This window comes from Nakamurella sp. PAMC28650, from assembly GCF_014303395.1.
GTDB lineage: Bacteria > Actinomycetota > Actinomycetes > Mycobacteriales > Nakamurellaceae > Nakamurella.
Genome location: NZ_CP060298.1, coordinates 3654757 through 3671947, shown reverse-complemented (window position 1 = coordinate 3671947; position 17191 = coordinate 3654757). Strand labels below are relative to the sequence as shown.

Sequence of the window (17191 nt, the reverse complement as noted above, 5' to 3'; positions counted from 1 at the left end):
ATCCTGGTGGTGTGCTCGGACACCGGGGTCCGCATCGGGGGCGGGAAGGGCGCATCCATCCACCTGCAAGCGATCTCGCATGCGTTCACCGCCCTCGGCCATCAGGTCGAGGTGGTCGGGGTGGCCTCCGCGACGTCTGCGACCGACAGCGTGTGGGCGATGCCGGTACACGTGGTGCCGCATCCTGGCCGGTCTGCGGGACTCGAACGAGCGCGGCGGAAGCTGGCGACGAGCGCGGCGGTGAGCAGGAAGGCCGGCGAGGTGGCGGCTGCGCTGCGACCTCAGATGATCTACGAGCGGCTGTCGCTGTTCGGGACCGCGGGCCTCGAGGTGGCGGCGGCCACCGGCGCCACCCATGTGGTGGAGGTCAACGCGCTGCTCAGCACGGAGGAGACCACCTGGCGCGGGCTGCATCTGGGGACCATCGCCCGCGACCTCGAAGCCCGCGTGCTGGCCACCGCCGATCTGCGAGTTGCGGTGAGCGACCAGGTAGCGGCCGACATCACCCCGCTGTCCGCGGGCGGTCCGTGCCTGACCGTTCCCAACGGCGTCGACACCGAGCTGTTCGCGGCCCGCTACGACCGCGCACGGTCGCGGGCAAGCTTCGGGTTGCCGGCCGACGCCGACCTGATCGGCTTCACCGGGTCGCTCCGACCGTGGCACGGACTGGACGTCGCCCTCGAAGCCCTTGCCGGCCTGCCGGAGCGGGTGCACCTGGTCGTCGCCGGAACAGGGGAGCTGCGAACCGATCTCGCGGGGCGGGCCGAGGCACTCGGGGTCGCTGATCGTGTGCACTGGCTCGGTCATCTGGCCCACGACAGAGTTCCGCAGATGCTGGCCGCCTGCGATCTGGCGTTGGCGCCCTACCCGCGCCTGACGAGTTTCGGTTTCTCGCCGCTCAAGCTGTACGAGTACCTGGCCGCCGGGGTGCCCGTCGTGGCCAGTGACATCGGACAGATCCGGGAGGTCCTGCAGGAGGGACGGTGCGGCACACTCGTCACCCCCGGCGACCCGGCTGCTCTGGCCCGCGCCCTGACCTCCGAACTCTCGGATCCGGGTCCCGGCCGTGACCGCGCTGCACGCGCGCGGGCGCACACGTTGTCCCGGCATGGGTGGACCGGGCGGGCGGCGCAGATCGTCTCGGCCGCCTCCGGACCGGCCGGAGTGCGGACGAGCACAGATCACCTGCCCTCCTCCATGGCCTGGCCCTCCGACCACCCGATGCTGACGGACGAGGCCCTCCGGCCGTTCTCAGCGACGGCCAGCGCCCTGTGCGCGGGGGCCCGGTTCGTCCGCCTGCTCCGGCATCTACCCGGAAGGCGGGTCACCACGCTCGTCGTCATGGGCGACAAGCTGGTGGTGGTCGAGGTTTTCGCGTCACCGCGGGCGCGCGGAAACGCCCGGCGGCTCGGCCTGATCGCGTCCGGCCCGGCCGGGCGCATCGTGCCCACCAGCGTGGCGTGCGACCCCGACGGACATATCCACCTGCTCACTTATCACGAGGGTGTGGAACTGGACCACCTGAGCGGGACGCCGTTCGTGGCCGGCTGCCACCAGGCCGGAACGGAGCTTCGCCGCCTGCACGACTGCGGTGTGCAACTCGACCGCCGGTGGGGATGGGAGCAGGAGGTGGCGCAGCTGGAACGTCACGCGTTGCCGAGCACCATCGGCGCGGTCCGCGAAGCGATCCGGCACCGCCCGGACGCGGACGCCGATTGGGTGTGTGCCCATCGGGACTGCCATCCCGCACAGCTCATCGTGGGACCGGCAGGAGACGCGCGGTGGGTGGACCTGGATGACTGTGCCATGGCCCCGCGCTCCCTGGACGTCGGCAACATGGTGGCCCACCTTCGACGTGAGCGCCTGCGAGGCGGGTGTGCTCCCGACGTCGCACTGGCCGCCGAGGCCGGCTTCCTGGACGGCTACCGGGGCGTGTCGGCGGTCCACCTCGGCGACCTCGAGCGGTGGATCGACGTCGCGGTGCTCCGGCTCGCAGCGCTGGCCGTCAGCAGGCACGGGGACCACCGGCTGCACGACCGACTGCTGGCCGACCGATCGGTGCGGCAACGGGGTCGCAGACCCGACGGCGTTGCCGGGGTGCCCGGCCGGACCGCGGTGAGGCCATGATCCTGTCGCCCGAGGGGCATGCCGATCGTCCCGTGCGAGTCGATCGGCGCGGGGGCGACACCGTCCTCGTGAAGCGCTACGTCGCGGGCGGGGCCGAGGCCGTCCACTCGGCGATGTGCGCGCTGTGGGCTTCACCCTTCGGGAGGAGCCGTCGACCCCCGGGTCTGCCCCGCCCCCGCGGCGTCGACCCGGTTCGAGGTGAGGTCGAGATGCAGTTCCTCACCGGTGATCTGATCGGCAGCCGGGGCGACCCCGGGCTTTCGGTCGGCTTGACCCCCGACGTGGGACGGCTGTTGCTGGATCTGCACCGCAGCGGTGTTCGGGTGGACCGCCGACGAGACCCCGCCGCACTGGTCCGATCCAGTCGCCGGAACGTCGACGAGCTCACCAGGGCGGCAGGTCCACGGTCAGCGGTGCCGGCGCTGGCCCGGCATGTGGTCGAAGGTCTGGCCGCCGCGATCGGGCCCACGGGCCGGCTGGTCGTTTCCCACGGGGACTTCTCGCCGCGCAACGTGCTGCTGACTGCATCGGGCCTGGTGCTGATCGATTTCGATCGCCTGCAGATGGCCGAGCCGGCCCGGGACATCTCCTACTGGGGTGCCTGGCACTGGGTCACCGGGCTGAGCAGCGGCCACCTTCCCACCTGGCAGGTGGGCGACGATCTGGCCGAGTCCTACCTGCGGTCGAGTTCGGGGCATCGGGATGCCTGTCGCCTTCGTGGACCTTCTACCGGGTGTCGGCGCTGCTGCGGATCGTCCACGGATGGTCGTCGCTGCAATCGGACCCGGACCTGACGACCAAGGTGCTGCGCGAGGCGCTACGACTCCTCGCGGCGGGCCCCCCGGCACATTCGGTCCCCTCGAATTGACCGAGCGCCCGCCCCGGGGGGCCGCAACCCGCGAGTCGAACGTCAGATCCGGATCCGCTCGCGCAGGCCTGCCGGGCTGGTCGTCGCAGCGACCTCCCACCACAGCTTGTTGACCGGGTAGTACCGGTCGTCGACATCCAGTGCCTTCTCCCACGGCTTGTCGATGATGTAGTGGATGTTCTTCACCGCTGAGATGTCCCACAGCGCCGGGTGTTGGAAGGGCAGCGTCTTGAGTGCGTTGTAGATGTAGGGAAGGGGCTGCCACCGACGGTGGTAGTACTTGTTGAGGAAATCCTGCTCGGCGAACGGGTAGCGCGAGAGGTCCTGGACCGCAGCCAGTCTGTCCACCATGTCGACGTAGACCGCCTCGTCCGGAGTGAGTACGAGAAAGCCGCCGTTGAAATAGTCGTCCACGACGGCAGGTTCGCTGGTGTGTTCCACCCCCCGGCAGTAGGTGTAGAAGCAGTTCGCCGGCGCCCAGGTCTCCGGATAGCTCGCAATGCGGTTGGGGTTGCAACGGCACGCATGGCAGGCGGCGATGGTGCCGTCGGGGAGTTCCAGCGAGAACAGCTCGTCCATGTTCTTGGTCGCGAGCATGTCGGCGTCCAGGAAGACGATGCGCTCGAATTCGGTCAGGCGCCATGCTGCCAACTTGGTCCACACCTCCGCGAATCGGGCGTTGGCGTAGTGGTCCTGCAGTTCGCTGCCAGGACGGAGTGGCTCGACCTCACGTAGCAGGCAGCCGTCGTCCTCCAGCAGTTGCCGACTCTGCGCATCGATGCCGTCGGTCACGATGACGACCAGAGGGTAGGGACTGCCCGACTTCTCGAGTGACGCACGAAGGGTTCGCACACCCACCAGATAGTTCGACTGCGTCAGGAGCGTGGCCCACGCCTTCATCGTCCGGACGCTCGGTGTTCGTGATGGCCGTGCTCGTCATCGCCGTGTTCGGAATCGCCGTCGAACAGCTCGGTGGTGAAGGCGTTGGCGAATCGGCGCTGCGGGTCCAGCGCCTCACGCACCTGACGGAAGGCTTCCCAGTGTGGGTAGAGCGCGGGCCAGTCGTAGAGCGCCTCGTCGAAATACTTGCCCCAGTGCGGCCTTCCGCCCTCTGCGGCCAGCACTTCCTCCACCGCGTGGAGAAAGCTTTCGCCCTCTTCGGAGAGCGACCCGTCGTCTGCGTAGTAGACGACGAAGCCGAAGTAGCAGGTGTCCTGCCCGTAGCTGGGGCTGAGCCATGCGTTGGAAGGACCGGTGCACCGCAGGATGACCGGGTAGTGCATCCGAGGTCGTGTCTCGGTGTGCCAGTCCTTGATCTTCTTGATCATCCCGCCGGCCAGTGCGAGCGGGATCCCGATCTCGACATTGATCTGGGGTGTGGCGATCCCACGGCAGAACACCTGGTAGATGTCGCCGGTGACGTCGGTGAAGTCCCGGAACCGGGTGACCGTCCGGGACGGCTTGTCGTCGTGGGCTACGGTTTTCGTGTCATCGCGCAGGTGGCGCAGTGTCTGGTCGATGGTGTCGTTCATCGCGTTGCTGACCGTTGCGTGCTCGACGAGTCGGCCGCCGCCATCGCGGTACCGGCCGACTTCCTCGTCGGTGGCCTCGCGTGCTGCCCAGACCTGCACCTGGCCCTCCTGGGGGAACCACCACGCCTTGACCAGGTCGTTCTCGAGATTCCAGGTCTGGAGATCCTCCTCGAGGGCGTCGGCGCTGACTGCGTTCTTGCGGCAGGTGTAGATCGGGGAGCGCTGGATCCGCAGCGTCACCTGCGTGATGACACCCAACGACCCCAGTCCGAGCTGGACGGCCGGGAACCAGGGATGGTCGCGGTCGAAATCCTGCACGGATCCATCGGCCAGCACCATCCGGATCGTCAACGCCGCGTCGGCGATGGTGCTCTGCTGTAGGCCTTGGCCGTGGGTGCCGGTCGACAGGGCCCCGGCCAGCGTCTGCGACGCGATGACCCCGGGCGAGGACGGCAGCATCCTCCCGACGCCGGACAGGACCGAGTACACCTCGTCCAGCGGGGTGGCGCCGGCGAAGGTCGCCGTGTCGTCGGTCATCGACACCAGGCCGCTCAGGTGGCTCAGATCCAGGAGGGCATCGCCGTCCTGCGTCAATTCGAGCAGTCGGCCCGGGGACATGCGACTACCGATCACCCGAACTTTGCCGCTGGTCTCGGCGAGGAAGGCGCGTACCTCCGCCTCGGTCCTGGGCGCATTGACCGATCCGGGCTCGCCGAGAGTGGCATTGCGTGCCCAGTTCCGCAGGCGGACGTCCTCTCCGGTGAGTTCCGGTTCGCGGCGCGGGTAGGCAAGCTGCTGGAGGCCCATCGATTACTCCTCAACATCAGGCCCGGCGCCGCATTCGACGATGCGTTCTTCGGGCTGTCTCATAGGTCACCGTGCCCCTCCACTCTGCCGAACAAACACCGCCTCCGGGGGCCTTGCGATGTGTGAATCCGGTCATTCTGGTGACGCCCTGTCACCATCGTCGGCCCGTTTCGCGTCGATCTGCGACGAGGGGGCCGGCGTCGAGTCCGGCGACCGCGGGCCTCGTCACGGGTGGGTCGGACGGGTCCCGATGTGCCCGGCTGAGCGTGTTCGAGCGGAAAAGAGCGCCTTCGCAGGGGCTGACAGGCGCGGCTGCCGCCAGAGGCCCGGTCATTCCGGAGACGCTTCGTCACCGGAGTCCGCCCGCTTCGTTGCGTAGTAAGAGGGCGACCTCTGAGATGCGACCCCTGCCGCGCCAGGAGCTATGCAATCCGGTCTCCAAGGGCTCCGCCGGTCGCCGTCGATGCCCGTTCGGTTCGTTACGGTTGGCCTCATGATCCGGGACCGAGGAGTCGAGACACTTCGCGGTCATACTCGCGGAGCCGTTTTCGACGCCGCGGTGGCCAGGGCGAACTGGCCGACCGCTGCGGGCGTTCGAATCGGTCCGGAGGAGGACTTCCTGGTCGCCGGCGGCCGGGTCCGTGCTGAGCTGCACCTGCCCGCGCTGCTGCTGACGGTCACCGGGGAGGTGACTGGATTCGAGCCCGGGGCCCGCATCGAGGCCGCCGGTACCCAAGGCGGGATCTTCGTCACCATGGCGGTGCGGTTCGCCGACAACGCCGAAGACCCGGACCGACTCGATCCGGTGGACACGACGTTGACCTGGAGTTTCGAGGCTCGTCTGCCGCATTGGTTGGCCATGCTCCAACTGCCGGCCGAGGCCGCCATCAAAGCCGCGATCCCGGTCCTCAAGGCCCGGTTCATCGCCAACATCGTTCACGATCTGGAGGGCCGCGGGTCCGCGACCGACTGACCCGACCCGGTTACTCGCTTCCGGCGGCGCGCGGGACCCACGAAGCGGTGCGCATTTCTTGCGTATCGACGTGTCAGGAATTGGTCACATGATGACGCCGGGGGAGGAGGGGAGCAGCTGCCCGCGGCTGGACGGCAACAATCAGACGTCGCCCAAGTAGGGGTCGCGCCAGGAGGTGCCACCAGCGAAGGTGCGGTGTCGTTGGTGATCATGATCGGGCCGAGCCGTTCAATCCACCCAACACTTACAATTCATTGCTCGCCGTCGGCCCGGGGTGAAAGAGTTTCCGTCATGGCTGCCTCCGACCAGTCCGACGTACCGACGTTCATCGACACGAACCTCCGGGGAGCTCGGTTCGTCAGGTCTGACCTGTCCGGCGCCGTCATGCGCGGGGTCGACGTGGCGGGAGCCGATATCGACGCACCCTGGTTGTTGGACAGCGGGAACGCCCTGCGCATCAACGGTATCGATGTGGTTCCGTTCGTCCAAGCCGAACTGGACCGCCGTTTTCCGGGTCGCGCCGACAGGCACGCCACAGATCCCGAGGGGCTCCGGACCGCCTGGGCCCAGCTCGAGCAGTGCTGGGCGGCCACCCTCGAGTACGCCGAGACGATGCCGCCCGGCTCGGTAGAAATCCCGGTCGACGGTGAATGGTCGTTCGCCCAGACGCTGCGGCACCTGGTCATGGCCACGGACACCTGGCTCGGTCGTGCCATCCTGGAGATCGAGCAGCCCTACCACCCCATCGGCCAGCCGAATGTCGAGTACGAGACCGACGGCTACGACCTGGCCGTCTTCGCCACTGCGGCTTCGACCTACGCGGAAGTCCTCCGGGTCCGGGCCGAGCGGGTCGCCATGGTGCGCGACTTCCTCGCCGCAGTGACTCTGGACGAACTGGCCGCGGTCCGCAAGAACCCATGGGCTCCAGGACATCCCGAGAGCACTCTCGCGTGCCTGCACACGATCCTCGAGGAGGAGTGGGAACACCACCGCTACGCCGTGCGGGATCTTAAAACGATTGCCGGCCGGGTGGCCCCGGCGCAAAACTCCTAGCGGACGCTTGTCGCACCTGGCGGTGACCTCCGCTCGCCGGCCCGTCGATACCGAGATGTCCATAGGCCGTGCCCATCGACGCATCACCTAAGGTGCGGATGCGAGGTATCGATTGTCAAGGCGACGCCAAGGCGATCGTCACGATTTCTGATAGTTGCGCCGCCGTGGGACCCGGCGGGGGAGCGGGACTCCATCCGCCGGCGAACACCGCGTGGGCTCTGGATTCCAGGGCAGCCAGGGAATCCGGGCCCTGCTGCATCGACAGGTACGGACCGATCCGGGCGCCGATCGTTGCGTCGACCGCCGCGGCCTCCACGATCAGATCCGACGGCAGCGCCTTCGACAGATCGACGGCATGGCCGTTCCACCGGTCGGCCTGCGCGTCGTCGATGGTCATGTGGTCCTGGACCCACGGCAACATCGCAGCATCGCACCATTGGTCGAACTGTTCTCCCACGTCGTCCAGGTGCCGTGGCCCGGCGTCCAGCAGCGCCAGCAACTCGGTGCACTGCATCATCGTGGTGGTCAAGCCGCGCCCGAAATTCGGGGTGGTGGTGCATACCGCATCGCCCAGAAAGATCAAACCCGGCAGGATCAGCCGCCCATCCTCGTCGCTCTGGCCGCGGTACACATTCATCAGGGCGCCGCCCGGCAGAACCGAGGTGACCGGCTCCGCGATGGCGGGGTCCGTCCATTCCGCCAGAGCGGGGATGGCCCGGGCAACGGCATCGAACGCCGCCGCGTGGCGGAGCGCGATCAGATCGCGGTTGGCGGTCGAGCGGATGATCACGGTCGAGAACAGGCGGTACTCGTGCGGAAACACCACCACCATGTAGCCGTCGTACCCGGCCATGTAGCCGATCGGATTGCTCATCGGACCAGGCAGCGCACCCGGCCGCAGTCGGTACTGCCGGTCGACGTAGGCGATGCCGCAGTTTCCACCCACGGTCCGCCGTCCGCCCAATCCCCTGGCAGCCCGTCCCGCCCGACCGGAGCAATCGATCACCAGGTCCGCATCGAAGGCGACGCCATCGACCTGCACCCCGGCAGCGCGACCGTTCCGAGTGAGGATTCCGTCGACGTGGCCGCGCCGGATCTGCAAACAATCGACCTGCACGGCTGCACTTCGCAAGGCCCTCTCGAAGGTGACCCGGCGGGACCGGACGCCGATCATCCGGTCCCGGCCGTCGAAGGTCGCCGTGACCGGCTCCGCCCCGGCATCCAGCCAACACTTGTAGGCCAGCGGCATTTCGGCCAGCAACGCGTCGGCGACCTGCGGGCGGAAGGTGTGGGCATGGTGAAATTGCATCACCCCCCGTCGGGCCCACTCCCCACCGCCGCCCGGCCCGATGTCACGGTCCACCGCCGTAACCCGATGACTCCGCCGAGCCAGAGCGGCACCCACGAACAGACCGGCCGGGCCTGCACCGATGACGGCGACATTCAAAGCGACTCCCTGGATGGCGACACCTCGAGCAGTCAGGAAACGGTGACATCCACTCCCCGGTCCGTCAAGTAAAAACTGAGCAACGGAACCGGGGAAGGGTGACCCGCGCCCCGGATCCGGCCAAGCCACCATCAAACCCGGGGTGCTTCAGTTGGCGATCGCCCGGGTCATGGAACCACCCGAGGTTTCGTTCAACCCAGGCGGCGTGCTGCACGCCCTACCGGGTCGCGCTTGCGCCTGGAGCACTGGAGAAAGGCCGAGACAAGGCCTTCCCGCCATGACCAAATATGTACTGGTCACCATGAACGCTCAGGATCAAAGACTGGGCCACTAATTTTACTTGCACATCGCCATCGAGTTTTGAAAATGCGTCATTGAGTAGACTTGTCGGAGCGGCGTTCGGAGTTTTAGGTAACACACCTCCATATTCAAAAGCCAATCGCCGCGTTCTCCATGTGTACAATCTAAATCCATGAGGAATATAAGGCTCTTGTGACGTTCTCGTGGGTGGTTTGACCCCTGGTTGTGGGCGACACACCGGGCTGCGTATAGGTTCTGGCTTATCTAGGGTCAGTCACTATCCAGGAGCACGGTGTGCGCGGTGTAACGATATGGCGAAAGCTGCTCGGTGTCGAGCAACTGCAGGTGTGCGATGTGGCGTGGGAGGAGGCCGACGACCGGCAGGTGCTGGTCGTTTCGGTGCGTGCGACGAAGGGCGCCCGGAGTAGGTGCAGTCGATGCCGGCGTAGACGGCCGGGCTATGACCAGGGCGGCGGAACCCGGCGGTGGCGGTCGCTGGACTGGGGGTCGACGATGGTATTCCTGCAGGCTGCGGCTCCGCGGGTGAACTGCCGGACGCACGGGGTGGTCGTCGCGGCGGTGCCGTGGGCCCGACCCGGCGCGCGGGCAACCCGAGCGTTTGAAGACCAGTGCGCGTGGTTGGCGGCGCACACCGCTTCGTCGGTGGTGGCGCAGTTGATGCGGACGTCGTGGCGGCACGTGAGCGCAATCATCGAGCACGTCGTCGCCGACGGTTTGGCCGGCCGGGACGTGCTCGCGGGGCTGCAGCGGATCGGCATCGATGAAATCTCCCACCGCAAAGGCCAGCGGTATCTGACGTGCGTGGTGGATCAGGACTCAGGCAGGTTGGTGTGGGCCGCACCGGGCCGCAACAGCGACACCCTGGGTCGGTTCTTCGACGAGCTCGGCCCGGACCGGGCGGCGGCGTTGACGCACGTCTTGGCCGACGGGGCGCAGTGGATCCACGACACCGTGACGGTCCGGGCCCCGCAGGCGGTGCTGGGATTGGATCCGTTTCATATCGTGGGGTGGGCCACCCGGGAGTTGGACAAGGTCCGTCGTCAAACGTGGAACACGCTGCGGGGTAACAGTAGCTCCGCGCAGGCGTCGTCGGTGAAGGGCAGCCGCTGGGCATTGCTGAAAAACCCGGCGGACCTGTCCCCGGAGCAACGCGGGTCGGTCGCCTCGATCGCCCAGACCAACCGGCATCTGTATCGGGCGTATCTGCTGAAGGAGCAACTGCGCGCGGTGTTCCAGGTCAAGGGCCAGGCCGGCCGTGAACTGCTGGCCGGCTGGATCGCCTGGGCCCGCCGCTCCCAACTCCCCGGCTTCATCGCCCTGGCCGCAACGTTGAAGCGGTTCCAGCAGCTGATTTGGAACACCCTGATCCACCACATGAGCAACGCCCAATCCGAGGCCACCAACACCCACCTACGGGCCTTGACCCGCAGGTCGTACGGCTTTCACAGCCCAGAAGCGTTGATAGCCATGGCAATGCTCACCCGCGGCGGGTTATGCCCGCCGCTTCCCGGACGCTAAACCACCCACGAAAACGTCAGGAGACCCGAATACAAACCCAATATCCATCAGAAGGACTGCATCCGGGCACTAGCCTCGATCTTTCTTGAGATGGTCGGCCTTCCCTCTGCGCGATAGATCTGGTGTTGTGACGCCCGCCGCGGGGTCTGCGGGTTCGTCGGAGCGACCCAAGGTCACCTGGGTGGTGCCGGATTCCACGTTCCGGTGGTTCTTCTTGTTGCTGGTCGGGTGGGGTTGCTTGGGGTCAAGTGGCCTGCGGGAGGGTTGAGCCGCCCGCCGTTTTCCGGACTGTAGAACGGTGACTACTACGCTGCGGAGTTGTTGGCCAACCACCATTGCTCTGCTTCGTTGGGCGTAATGTATCCCAGCGCCGAGTGCAACCGAACCTGATTGTATCTTAATTCAATGTACCGCGTGATGTCCATCTCCGCCTGTTCACGGGTCGGATAACTAGTACGATTCACCCTTTCCACTTTCAGTGTGCCGTTGAATGATTCTGCCCAAGCATTGTCATAACACACACCAGTTCGTCCTACCGACCGACGAACTTTGAGGTGGGTAGTGAGGTCAGCGAAGTCCTGAGAGCAGTACTGGCTTCCGCGGTCACTGTGAAATATGCTGACATCGGGAACAATCCTGACATTACGTGCGGCCATTTTCAGAGCGTCAACCACCAGCGATGCCCGCATGTGATCTGCCATTGCGTAGCCGACGACTTTCTTCGTAGCGCAGTCCAGCACGGTCGCCAAGTACAGCCAGCCCTCCCAGGTCGGGATATAGGTGATGTCACCGACCAGCTTCGTACCCGGCACGACCGCGTTGAAGTGCCGTTTTACCAGGTCAGGGGTCTGACCGGTGTCGCCGGCGATGGTAGTGACCGGCCGAAACGGACGGGGCTGGCATGGCACCAGGTCGAGCTCCCGCATGATCTGCCGGACCGTGTCGTCATCAGCCCAATAGCCCGATCGCAGCAGGTCAGCGTGTACCCGACGGTAGCCGTAGGTCCCATCGGAGGCCTCGAACAACGCCGTGATCAGCCGAGCAAGATGGGTGCGGCGCCGGCTGGTGTAGGACGGCCCGCGACCCTTCCACTCGTAGAAGCCGGACTTCGACACCTTCGCCCAGCGGAACATCAGGTGCAGCGGGTAGTGGCCTTCTTCACTCGCAATGAATGCATACTTTCTGCTCACTGCGATTTCTTGGCGAAGAAGGCCGTTGCTTTTCCCAGAAATTCGTTCTCCATACGAAGCTCACGCACTTCTTTCTCCAACGCCTTCAGCTTCGCCCGCTCCGACACGGTCAGTTCCTGCGTGTCGCCGCCGTGACGCTCGCGATGGGCCGCCACCCAGTTCCGCAGGGTCTGCTCCACCAAGCCCAGTTCGCGAGCAACGTCAGCGATGGGCCGAGATTTGTCGGTCACCTCCCGCACGGCCGTATCCCGAAACTCCGGGGTGTACTTGCCTCGAAACTTGCTCACCATTTCTCCGATCCTTTCCGGCAATTCTACTTGGGGGTCCAAGTCCGGGAAGTACCGGGCTGCTCAGGTGTGCAGTCGGGTCAGGCCGGTGGTGAACAGGTGCCGGTGCGGGGCGTGCCCGGACAGCCGAAGGTAGGTGCGTCGGGATCGGCGGGCGATGATCCCGGCGACGGAGAACAGTTGAAGCCTCAGTCGTTTCGGTTCCCAACGGCGCGCTCCGGTACCCGTCAAGGCCAGCATCTGCAACCAGGCGGTCAGCTCGGTGGCCAACTGGACGACGGCGACCCAGATCTGGTTCTGCGCGAACCCGGTGAGCGGCAGGTTCCGCAATCCGGTGTCCTTGGCGCCGCGGATCCGGTCCTCGCAGCGGGCCCGGTGCCGGTGCCGCAACTCCAGATCTGCGAGTTGCCCACCGGTGGTGTTGGTGACAAACGCGGTCAACCGGTTCCCGTCGACGTCGGTGAACCGCAACTGCGCCCCGGGATGCGGACGTTCGGCCCGCACGATGACCCGCATTCCCGGCGGCCACGTCTTCAACGTCAGCATCCCGGTCGGTTCGGTGACCCACGCCCCGTCGCGGACCTTCCCGTCGCCGTCGTAGGCCGGGGTCCAGCCCTGGTCGGGGATCTGGTTGATCTTGTCCACGATGTCCTGCGACAACCCGAACCCCACCGAGTACGACAGTCCCTGTCCGGCCAGCCATCCCAGGAATTCGTGGGTGCCGCCGCCACCGTCGGCGCGGATCAACACCTTCTGGCCGATCCGGCCGATCCGACCGCCGCGGCGGGCGAACGGTAACTGCCGCAACGCGTCTTTGGTGACCGCGATGTGATCGGCGGCGGTGTTGGCGCCGGCCCGACCGGTGCGGAGCATCATCGACAGCGGCTCGCCGGTGCCGTCCGGGCCGTGATCGACCCACGACCCCAACGGATGGAACCCGAAGCCTTTCTTGTAGGTCGGCGCCGCCCACTCTTTGTCCGAGTGGGCGGTGATCAACGTGGCGTCCAGGTCGATGATCAACGGCCGGTCCCGCGACGCCTCGAAGTCGGGGGCATCCTTCCCGGCCAGTCTCCACACCCGATCGCGGACAACGCTTCTGGCGCGGTTGATCGCCGCCAACGCCGCCTGCGGGGTGGCGGCCAACGTGTTGATCAGCCGGGACACCGTGGGGTCGGACGCGACCCGCCCGAACACCGCGGGTTCGCTGCGCAGCGCCGCGATGTCGGCCAGGCAGTCCCCGCCGATGGCGACGCTGATCGCCAGGTCCAGCAGGATCTTCCCCGGGTCCAGCACTGCCCACTGCTTGCGCCACGGCGCCAACGCCGCCGACAACTCCCGGTCCAAACCGACCCTGCCGGCCGTGGCGACCAGCAGCACCGCACCGGCGTGGGACACCACCCGCTTCGCGGTCGTGTCCACTGTCAACGGCGGGTAGAAGCCGGTAGGCTGCTGCATCAGAAAGGTGCTCCAGTTTGCTGACGATGTGGACCTCGAAGACCCTCATTATCGCAGGTAGGGGCACCTTTCGCTTACTTCGAAACACCCCGGTCAGTATCCGCGTGAAAGCGCGAGGCTAGCCTCAATCTTTCGTGAGACGCCCGGCCTTTCCTCGGCGCGATAGATCTGGTGTTTCGCACCGACGGGCATGTCTGCGGGTTCGTCGAAGCCCCGGTGGGTCATCTGGGTGGTGCCGGATTCCACGTTCCGGTGGGTCTTCTCGATGTTGGTCGGGGTGGGGGTGCTGCGGTCAGGTGGCCTGCTTGAGGGCGTGCAGTCGGGTCAGGCCGGTGGCGAACAGGTGCTGGTGCGGGGCGTGCCCGGACAGCCGCAGCCAGACCCGTCGGGATCGGCGCGCAATGGTCCCGGCGACGGAGAACAGCTGCAACCGCAGCCGTTTCGGTTCCCACCGGCGGGCGCCGGTGCCGGTCAGCGCGAGCATCTGCAGCCACGCGGTCAGCTCCGTAGCGAGCTGGACGACGGCGACCCAGATCTGATTTTGCGCGAACGCAGTCAAGGGCAGGTTCCGCAGGCCGGTGTCTTTCGCGTTGCGGATCCGGTCTTCGCAGCGGGCCCGGTGGCGGTGCCGCAACTCCAGGTCCGCGAGTTGCCCGCCGGTGGTGTTGGTGACGAACGCGGTCAGCCGGTTGCCGCCTGAGTCGGTGAACCGCAGCTGCGCCCCGGGGTGCGGACGTTCGGCCCGGACGATCACCCGCATCCCTGCCGGCCACGTTGACAGGTCCAGCAGGCCGGTGAGTTCGGTGACCCACGCCCCGTCGCGGACCTTCCCATCGCCGTCGTAGGCCGGGGTCCACCCTTGGTCGGGGATCAGGTTGATCTTGTCGACGATGTCCTGCGTCAGCCCGAACCCCACCGAATACGACAGGCCCTGCCCGGCCAGCCACTTCAGGTATTCGTGGGTGCCGCCGCCGCTGTCGGCGCGGACCAGCACCCTGCGCCCGATCCGGCCACCGCGGCGGTTGAAGGGCAACTGCCGCAACGCATCCTTGGTGACCGCGATGTGGTCGGCGGCGGTGTTGGATCCGGCCCTTCCGGGGCGCAGCATCATCGACAGTGGCTCACCGGTGCCGTCGGGGCCGTGGTCCACCCACGACCCGAGCGGGTGGAACCCGAAGCCCTTCTTGTAGGTCGGCGCCGCCAGTTCCTTCTCCGAGTGGGAGGTGATCAAGGTGGCGTCCAGGTCGATGATCAACGGCCGGTCCCGGGATATCTCGAAGTCGGGGGCGTCCTTCCCGGCCATCTTCCACACCCGCTGTCTGACAGTTGCTCTGGCCTGGTTGATCGCCGCCAAAGCGGCCTGCGGGGTCGCTGCCAACGCGTCGATCAGCCGGGACACGGTCGGGTCGGAGGCGACCCGCCCGAACACCGCCGGCTCAGACCGCAACGCCGAGATGTCGGCCAGGCAGTCCCCGCCGATGGCGACGCTGATCGCCAGGTCCAGCAGGATCTTCCCCGGATCCAGCACCGCCCACTGCTTGCGCCACGGCTCCAACGCGGCAGACAAAGCCCGGTCCAACCCGACCTTCCCGGCGGTGGTGACCAGCAGCACAGCACCGGCGTGGGACACCACCCGCTTCGCGGTCGTGTCCACTGTCAACGGCGGGTAGAAACCGGTAGGGTTCGGCATCAGAAAGGTGCTCCTGTTTGCTGACGATATGGACCTTAGAGACCCTCATTATCGCAGGTGAGAGCACCTTTCCCTCACTTTGAAACACCAAATCCAGTATCTGCGTGAAAGCGCGAGGCTAGGGCGTGTCCCGCGGATCTTGGAGGTCGGTTCCGACAGACTCTGATTTGTGCAGAATCGTCATGATTTGTCGGATGAGCAGTGGGCCCGGTTGGAGCCTTTGCTACCGGATCGGACCCCGATTCGGGGTGGTCGGTGGGTCGATCACCGCAGGGTCGTCGACGGGGTGCTGTGGCGGACCAGGTCCGGTTCGGCGTGGCGGGATCTCCCGGAGTGTTACGGCAATTGGAAGACGGTGTACAACCGGCATCGTTGCTGGTCAGGGGACGGTACCTGGCAGCGGGTGCTGTCGATGCTGCGGGCGGACTGCGATCACGGCGATGTCGGTGAGTGGGCGTTGGGGGCTCTTCAGAGTTGGTAGACATCCCATGTCGAGTCGTGTCAAGCAGCTGAGGTCATCGGTTCCCGCGTGTTGATGGGTTCGGCCGGCCACGCTACTGTCTCGTCATAGAGGGTGCCAGAGTCTAGGCACCCGTGGAGGATGCCGACCAGGCGGTTGGCAACCTGGCGGAGAGCGGCGTGGTGGTTGGTTCCCCTTGCTCGGATGGTGTCGTAGTACGCGCGGGTACCTGGTGATCCGTTGAGGGCGCCGTATGCCTGCAGGTGCAGGGCCACTCCGAGTCGGCGGTTCGTGGCGTAGCGGGCCATCACCGTGGTCTTCTTCCCCGATGCGCGGGTAATCGGGCTTTGGCCAGAGTAGTTCTTCCTGGCGCGGGAGTTAATGAATCGCGTGTCGTCGTCCCCGAATTCGCCCAGTACCCGGGCGGCCAGGATTGGTCCGAGGCCCGGCTGGCTCAGGTAGATCTGGGCGGCCGGGTGTCGATCAAAATTTTGTGTCATCACAGCCTGCAGTGCAGTGATCTGCTCGTTCAGTGCTGTGAGCACCTTGACCTGGCTGGCGACCACGGCGGCGTAGGCCGCCTCGAGGGTGGGAGGTTGCCGCAGAGCTGGTTGCCGCAGCAGTGCTCGCAGTGGTTCGACCCGATCGTCCACGTGGTGTCGGCGAGCTGCGGTCAAGGCCGACACCACCTGGCCACGGGTCAGTTTTGCGGCTCGGTCAGGGTCAGGTGCGCGACCGAGCAGGATCAGCGCATCGGCGGCAGCCAGATCCGGGAATGCCTGCACCGCAACGGGAAAGAATTCCAACAGCGCTGACCGCATCCGTAAGGTGTGACGAACTCGTTCCCAGATGAGGTTCTGGTGGGCGCGGGCCAGCAGCTTCACTGCATCGGCCAGATCGGTGTCACCGGCGATCTCGCGGTGGTGATCTCGGTCGACGCGGACTATTTCTGCCAAGACGTGAGCATCACCGGCGTCGCTCTTAGCACCGGAAGTGCTGTGCCGCTCCCGGTAGCGGGCCGAAGACATCGGGTTGATCGCGAACACGTGATAGCCGGCTGCCCGCAATGCCACCACCCACGGACCGCGGTCGGTCTCGGTGCCGACGAAGACCAGGTCCGCGGCCAGCTCTGGCGTGAGGTCCGTCCAGTCGCTCGGGGCGTGCTGAGCGATCAGCTCATGGAGCCTGGAGATCCCGGGCAATCCCTCCGGGAGCCTGGCTTTGCACAAGCGCCGCCCGGTCTCATCCTCGATTTCGATGTCGTGGTGATCTTCGGCCCAGTCGTCGCCGATCATCAACCGCATTGGCCCAGTCCTTCCGTTGTCCACAGCCTTGATGGAACACACGGCAGCATGCGGTGGCTTCTGCGACCTAATGAACCAGTGCTCACGTCAACCGCCCGGGCACGACATCTCATCAGCAGTTCGAGCCGCCGGCAACCGGTGGGCGCACGGTCTACCAAT

The 17191-nt window shown here is 66.4% G+C and carries 12 protein-coding genes and 1 pseudogene; 6 read left to right on the top strand and 7 right to left on the bottom strand.

Translation table 11 applies throughout. The features are described 5' to 3' along the window. The first annotated feature begins 9 nt into the window (after positions 1–9). Positions 10–2127 (top strand): glycosyltransferase family 4 protein, encoded by a 2118-nt coding sequence (locus tag H7F38_RS16580; protein WP_187090867.1) that lies wholly within the window; start codon positions 10–12, stop codon positions 2125–2127. Positions 2128–2159: 32 nt separating this feature from the next. Continuing rightward, positions 2160–2921, top strand: coding sequence for a phosphotransferase family protein (locus tag H7F38_RS16575; protein WP_187090866.1), 762 nt, complete (start codon positions 2160–2162; stop codon positions 2919–2921). Positions 2922–3037: 116 nt separating this feature from the next. Here H7F38_RS16575 and H7F38_RS16570 read toward each other — a convergent pair whose 3' ends face one another. Both H7F38_RS16570 and H7F38_RS16565 read right to left on the bottom strand, forming a co-directional pair. After that, complete coding sequence (locus tag H7F38_RS16570) at positions 3038–3895, bottom strand: glycosyltransferase family 8 protein (protein WP_187090865.1); 858 nt, start codon at positions 3893–3895, stop codon at positions 3038–3040. Beyond that, positions 3892–5334 carry a D-arabinono-1,4-lactone oxidase gene (locus H7F38_RS16565; protein ID WP_187090864.1) on the bottom strand — a complete coding sequence of 481 codons (1443 nt, stop codon included), beginning with the start codon at positions 5332–5334 and terminating at the stop codon, positions 3892–3894. The genes H7F38_RS16570 and H7F38_RS16565 overlap by 4 nt, the downstream gene beginning before the upstream one ends. Before the next feature lie 493 nt (positions 5335–5827). Between H7F38_RS16565 and H7F38_RS16560 the strand changes: the two genes are divergently transcribed. Both H7F38_RS16560 and H7F38_RS16555 read left to right on the top strand, forming a co-directional pair. Further along, positions 5828–6307 (top strand): hypothetical protein, encoded by a 480-nt coding sequence (locus tag H7F38_RS16560; RefSeq protein WP_187090863.1) that lies wholly within the window; start codon positions 5828–5830, stop codon positions 6305–6307. A 291-nt stretch (positions 6308–6598) separates the two neighbouring features. Then, on the top strand, positions 6599–7360 hold the full coding sequence (locus H7F38_RS16555; RefSeq protein ID WP_187090862.1) for a DinB family protein: 762 nt from the start codon (positions 6599–6601) through the stop codon (positions 7358–7360). A gap of 115 nt (positions 7361–7475) precedes the next feature. On the opposite strand, the gene H7F38_RS16550 is transcribed toward H7F38_RS16555, so the two are convergent. Further along, on the bottom strand, positions 7476–8939 hold the full coding sequence (locus H7F38_RS16550; protein ID WP_255498023.1) for an NAD(P)-binding protein: 1464 nt from the start codon (positions 8937–8939) through the stop codon (positions 7476–7478). Between the two features lie 462 nt (positions 8940–9401). Between H7F38_RS16550 and H7F38_RS16545 the strand changes: the two genes are divergently transcribed. Then, positions 9402–10646: an ISL3 family transposase gene (locus tag H7F38_RS16545; RefSeq protein ID WP_187090860.1), complete on the top strand. Its 1245-nt coding sequence runs from the start codon at positions 9402–9404 to the stop codon at positions 10644–10646. 305 nt (positions 10647–10951) lie between these two features. On the opposite strand, the gene H7F38_RS16540 is transcribed toward H7F38_RS16545, so the two are convergent. The 3 genes from H7F38_RS16540 to H7F38_RS16530 form a co-directional block, all read right to left on the bottom strand. Then, positions 10952–12123, bottom strand: a protein-coding gene (locus tag H7F38_RS16540; protein ID WP_187094410.1) for an IS3 family transposase whose coding sequence is annotated in 2 segments (ribosomal slippage) — positions 10952–11871 and positions 11871–12123 — 1173 coding nt in all. Because the reading frame shifts where the segments join, the coding sequence is not laid out codon by codon here. Between the two features lie 63 nt (positions 12124–12186). Beyond that, positions 12187–13578, bottom strand: coding sequence for an IS1380 family transposase (locus tag H7F38_RS16535; protein WP_187090859.1), 1392 nt, complete (start codon positions 13576–13578; stop codon positions 12187–12189). Positions 13579–13870: 292 nt separating this feature from the next. Then, positions 13871–15268 (bottom strand): IS1380 family transposase, encoded by a 1398-nt coding sequence (locus H7F38_RS16530; RefSeq protein WP_187090858.1) that lies wholly within the window; start codon positions 15266–15268, stop codon positions 13871–13873. A gap of 169 nt (positions 15269–15437) precedes the next feature. Between H7F38_RS16530 and H7F38_RS16525 the strand changes: the two are divergent. Then, positions 15438–15678 (top strand): annotated as a pseudogene (locus H7F38_RS16525) (transposase); the annotation flags it as partial. 91 nt (positions 15679–15769) lie between these two features. On the opposite strand, the gene H7F38_RS16520 reads toward H7F38_RS16525, so the two are convergent. Then, on the bottom strand, positions 15770–17032 hold the full coding sequence (locus tag H7F38_RS16520) for an IS110 family transposase (RefSeq protein WP_187090591.1): 1263 nt from the start codon (positions 17030–17032) through the stop codon (positions 15770–15772). Positions 17033–17191 lie beyond the last annotated feature (159 nt).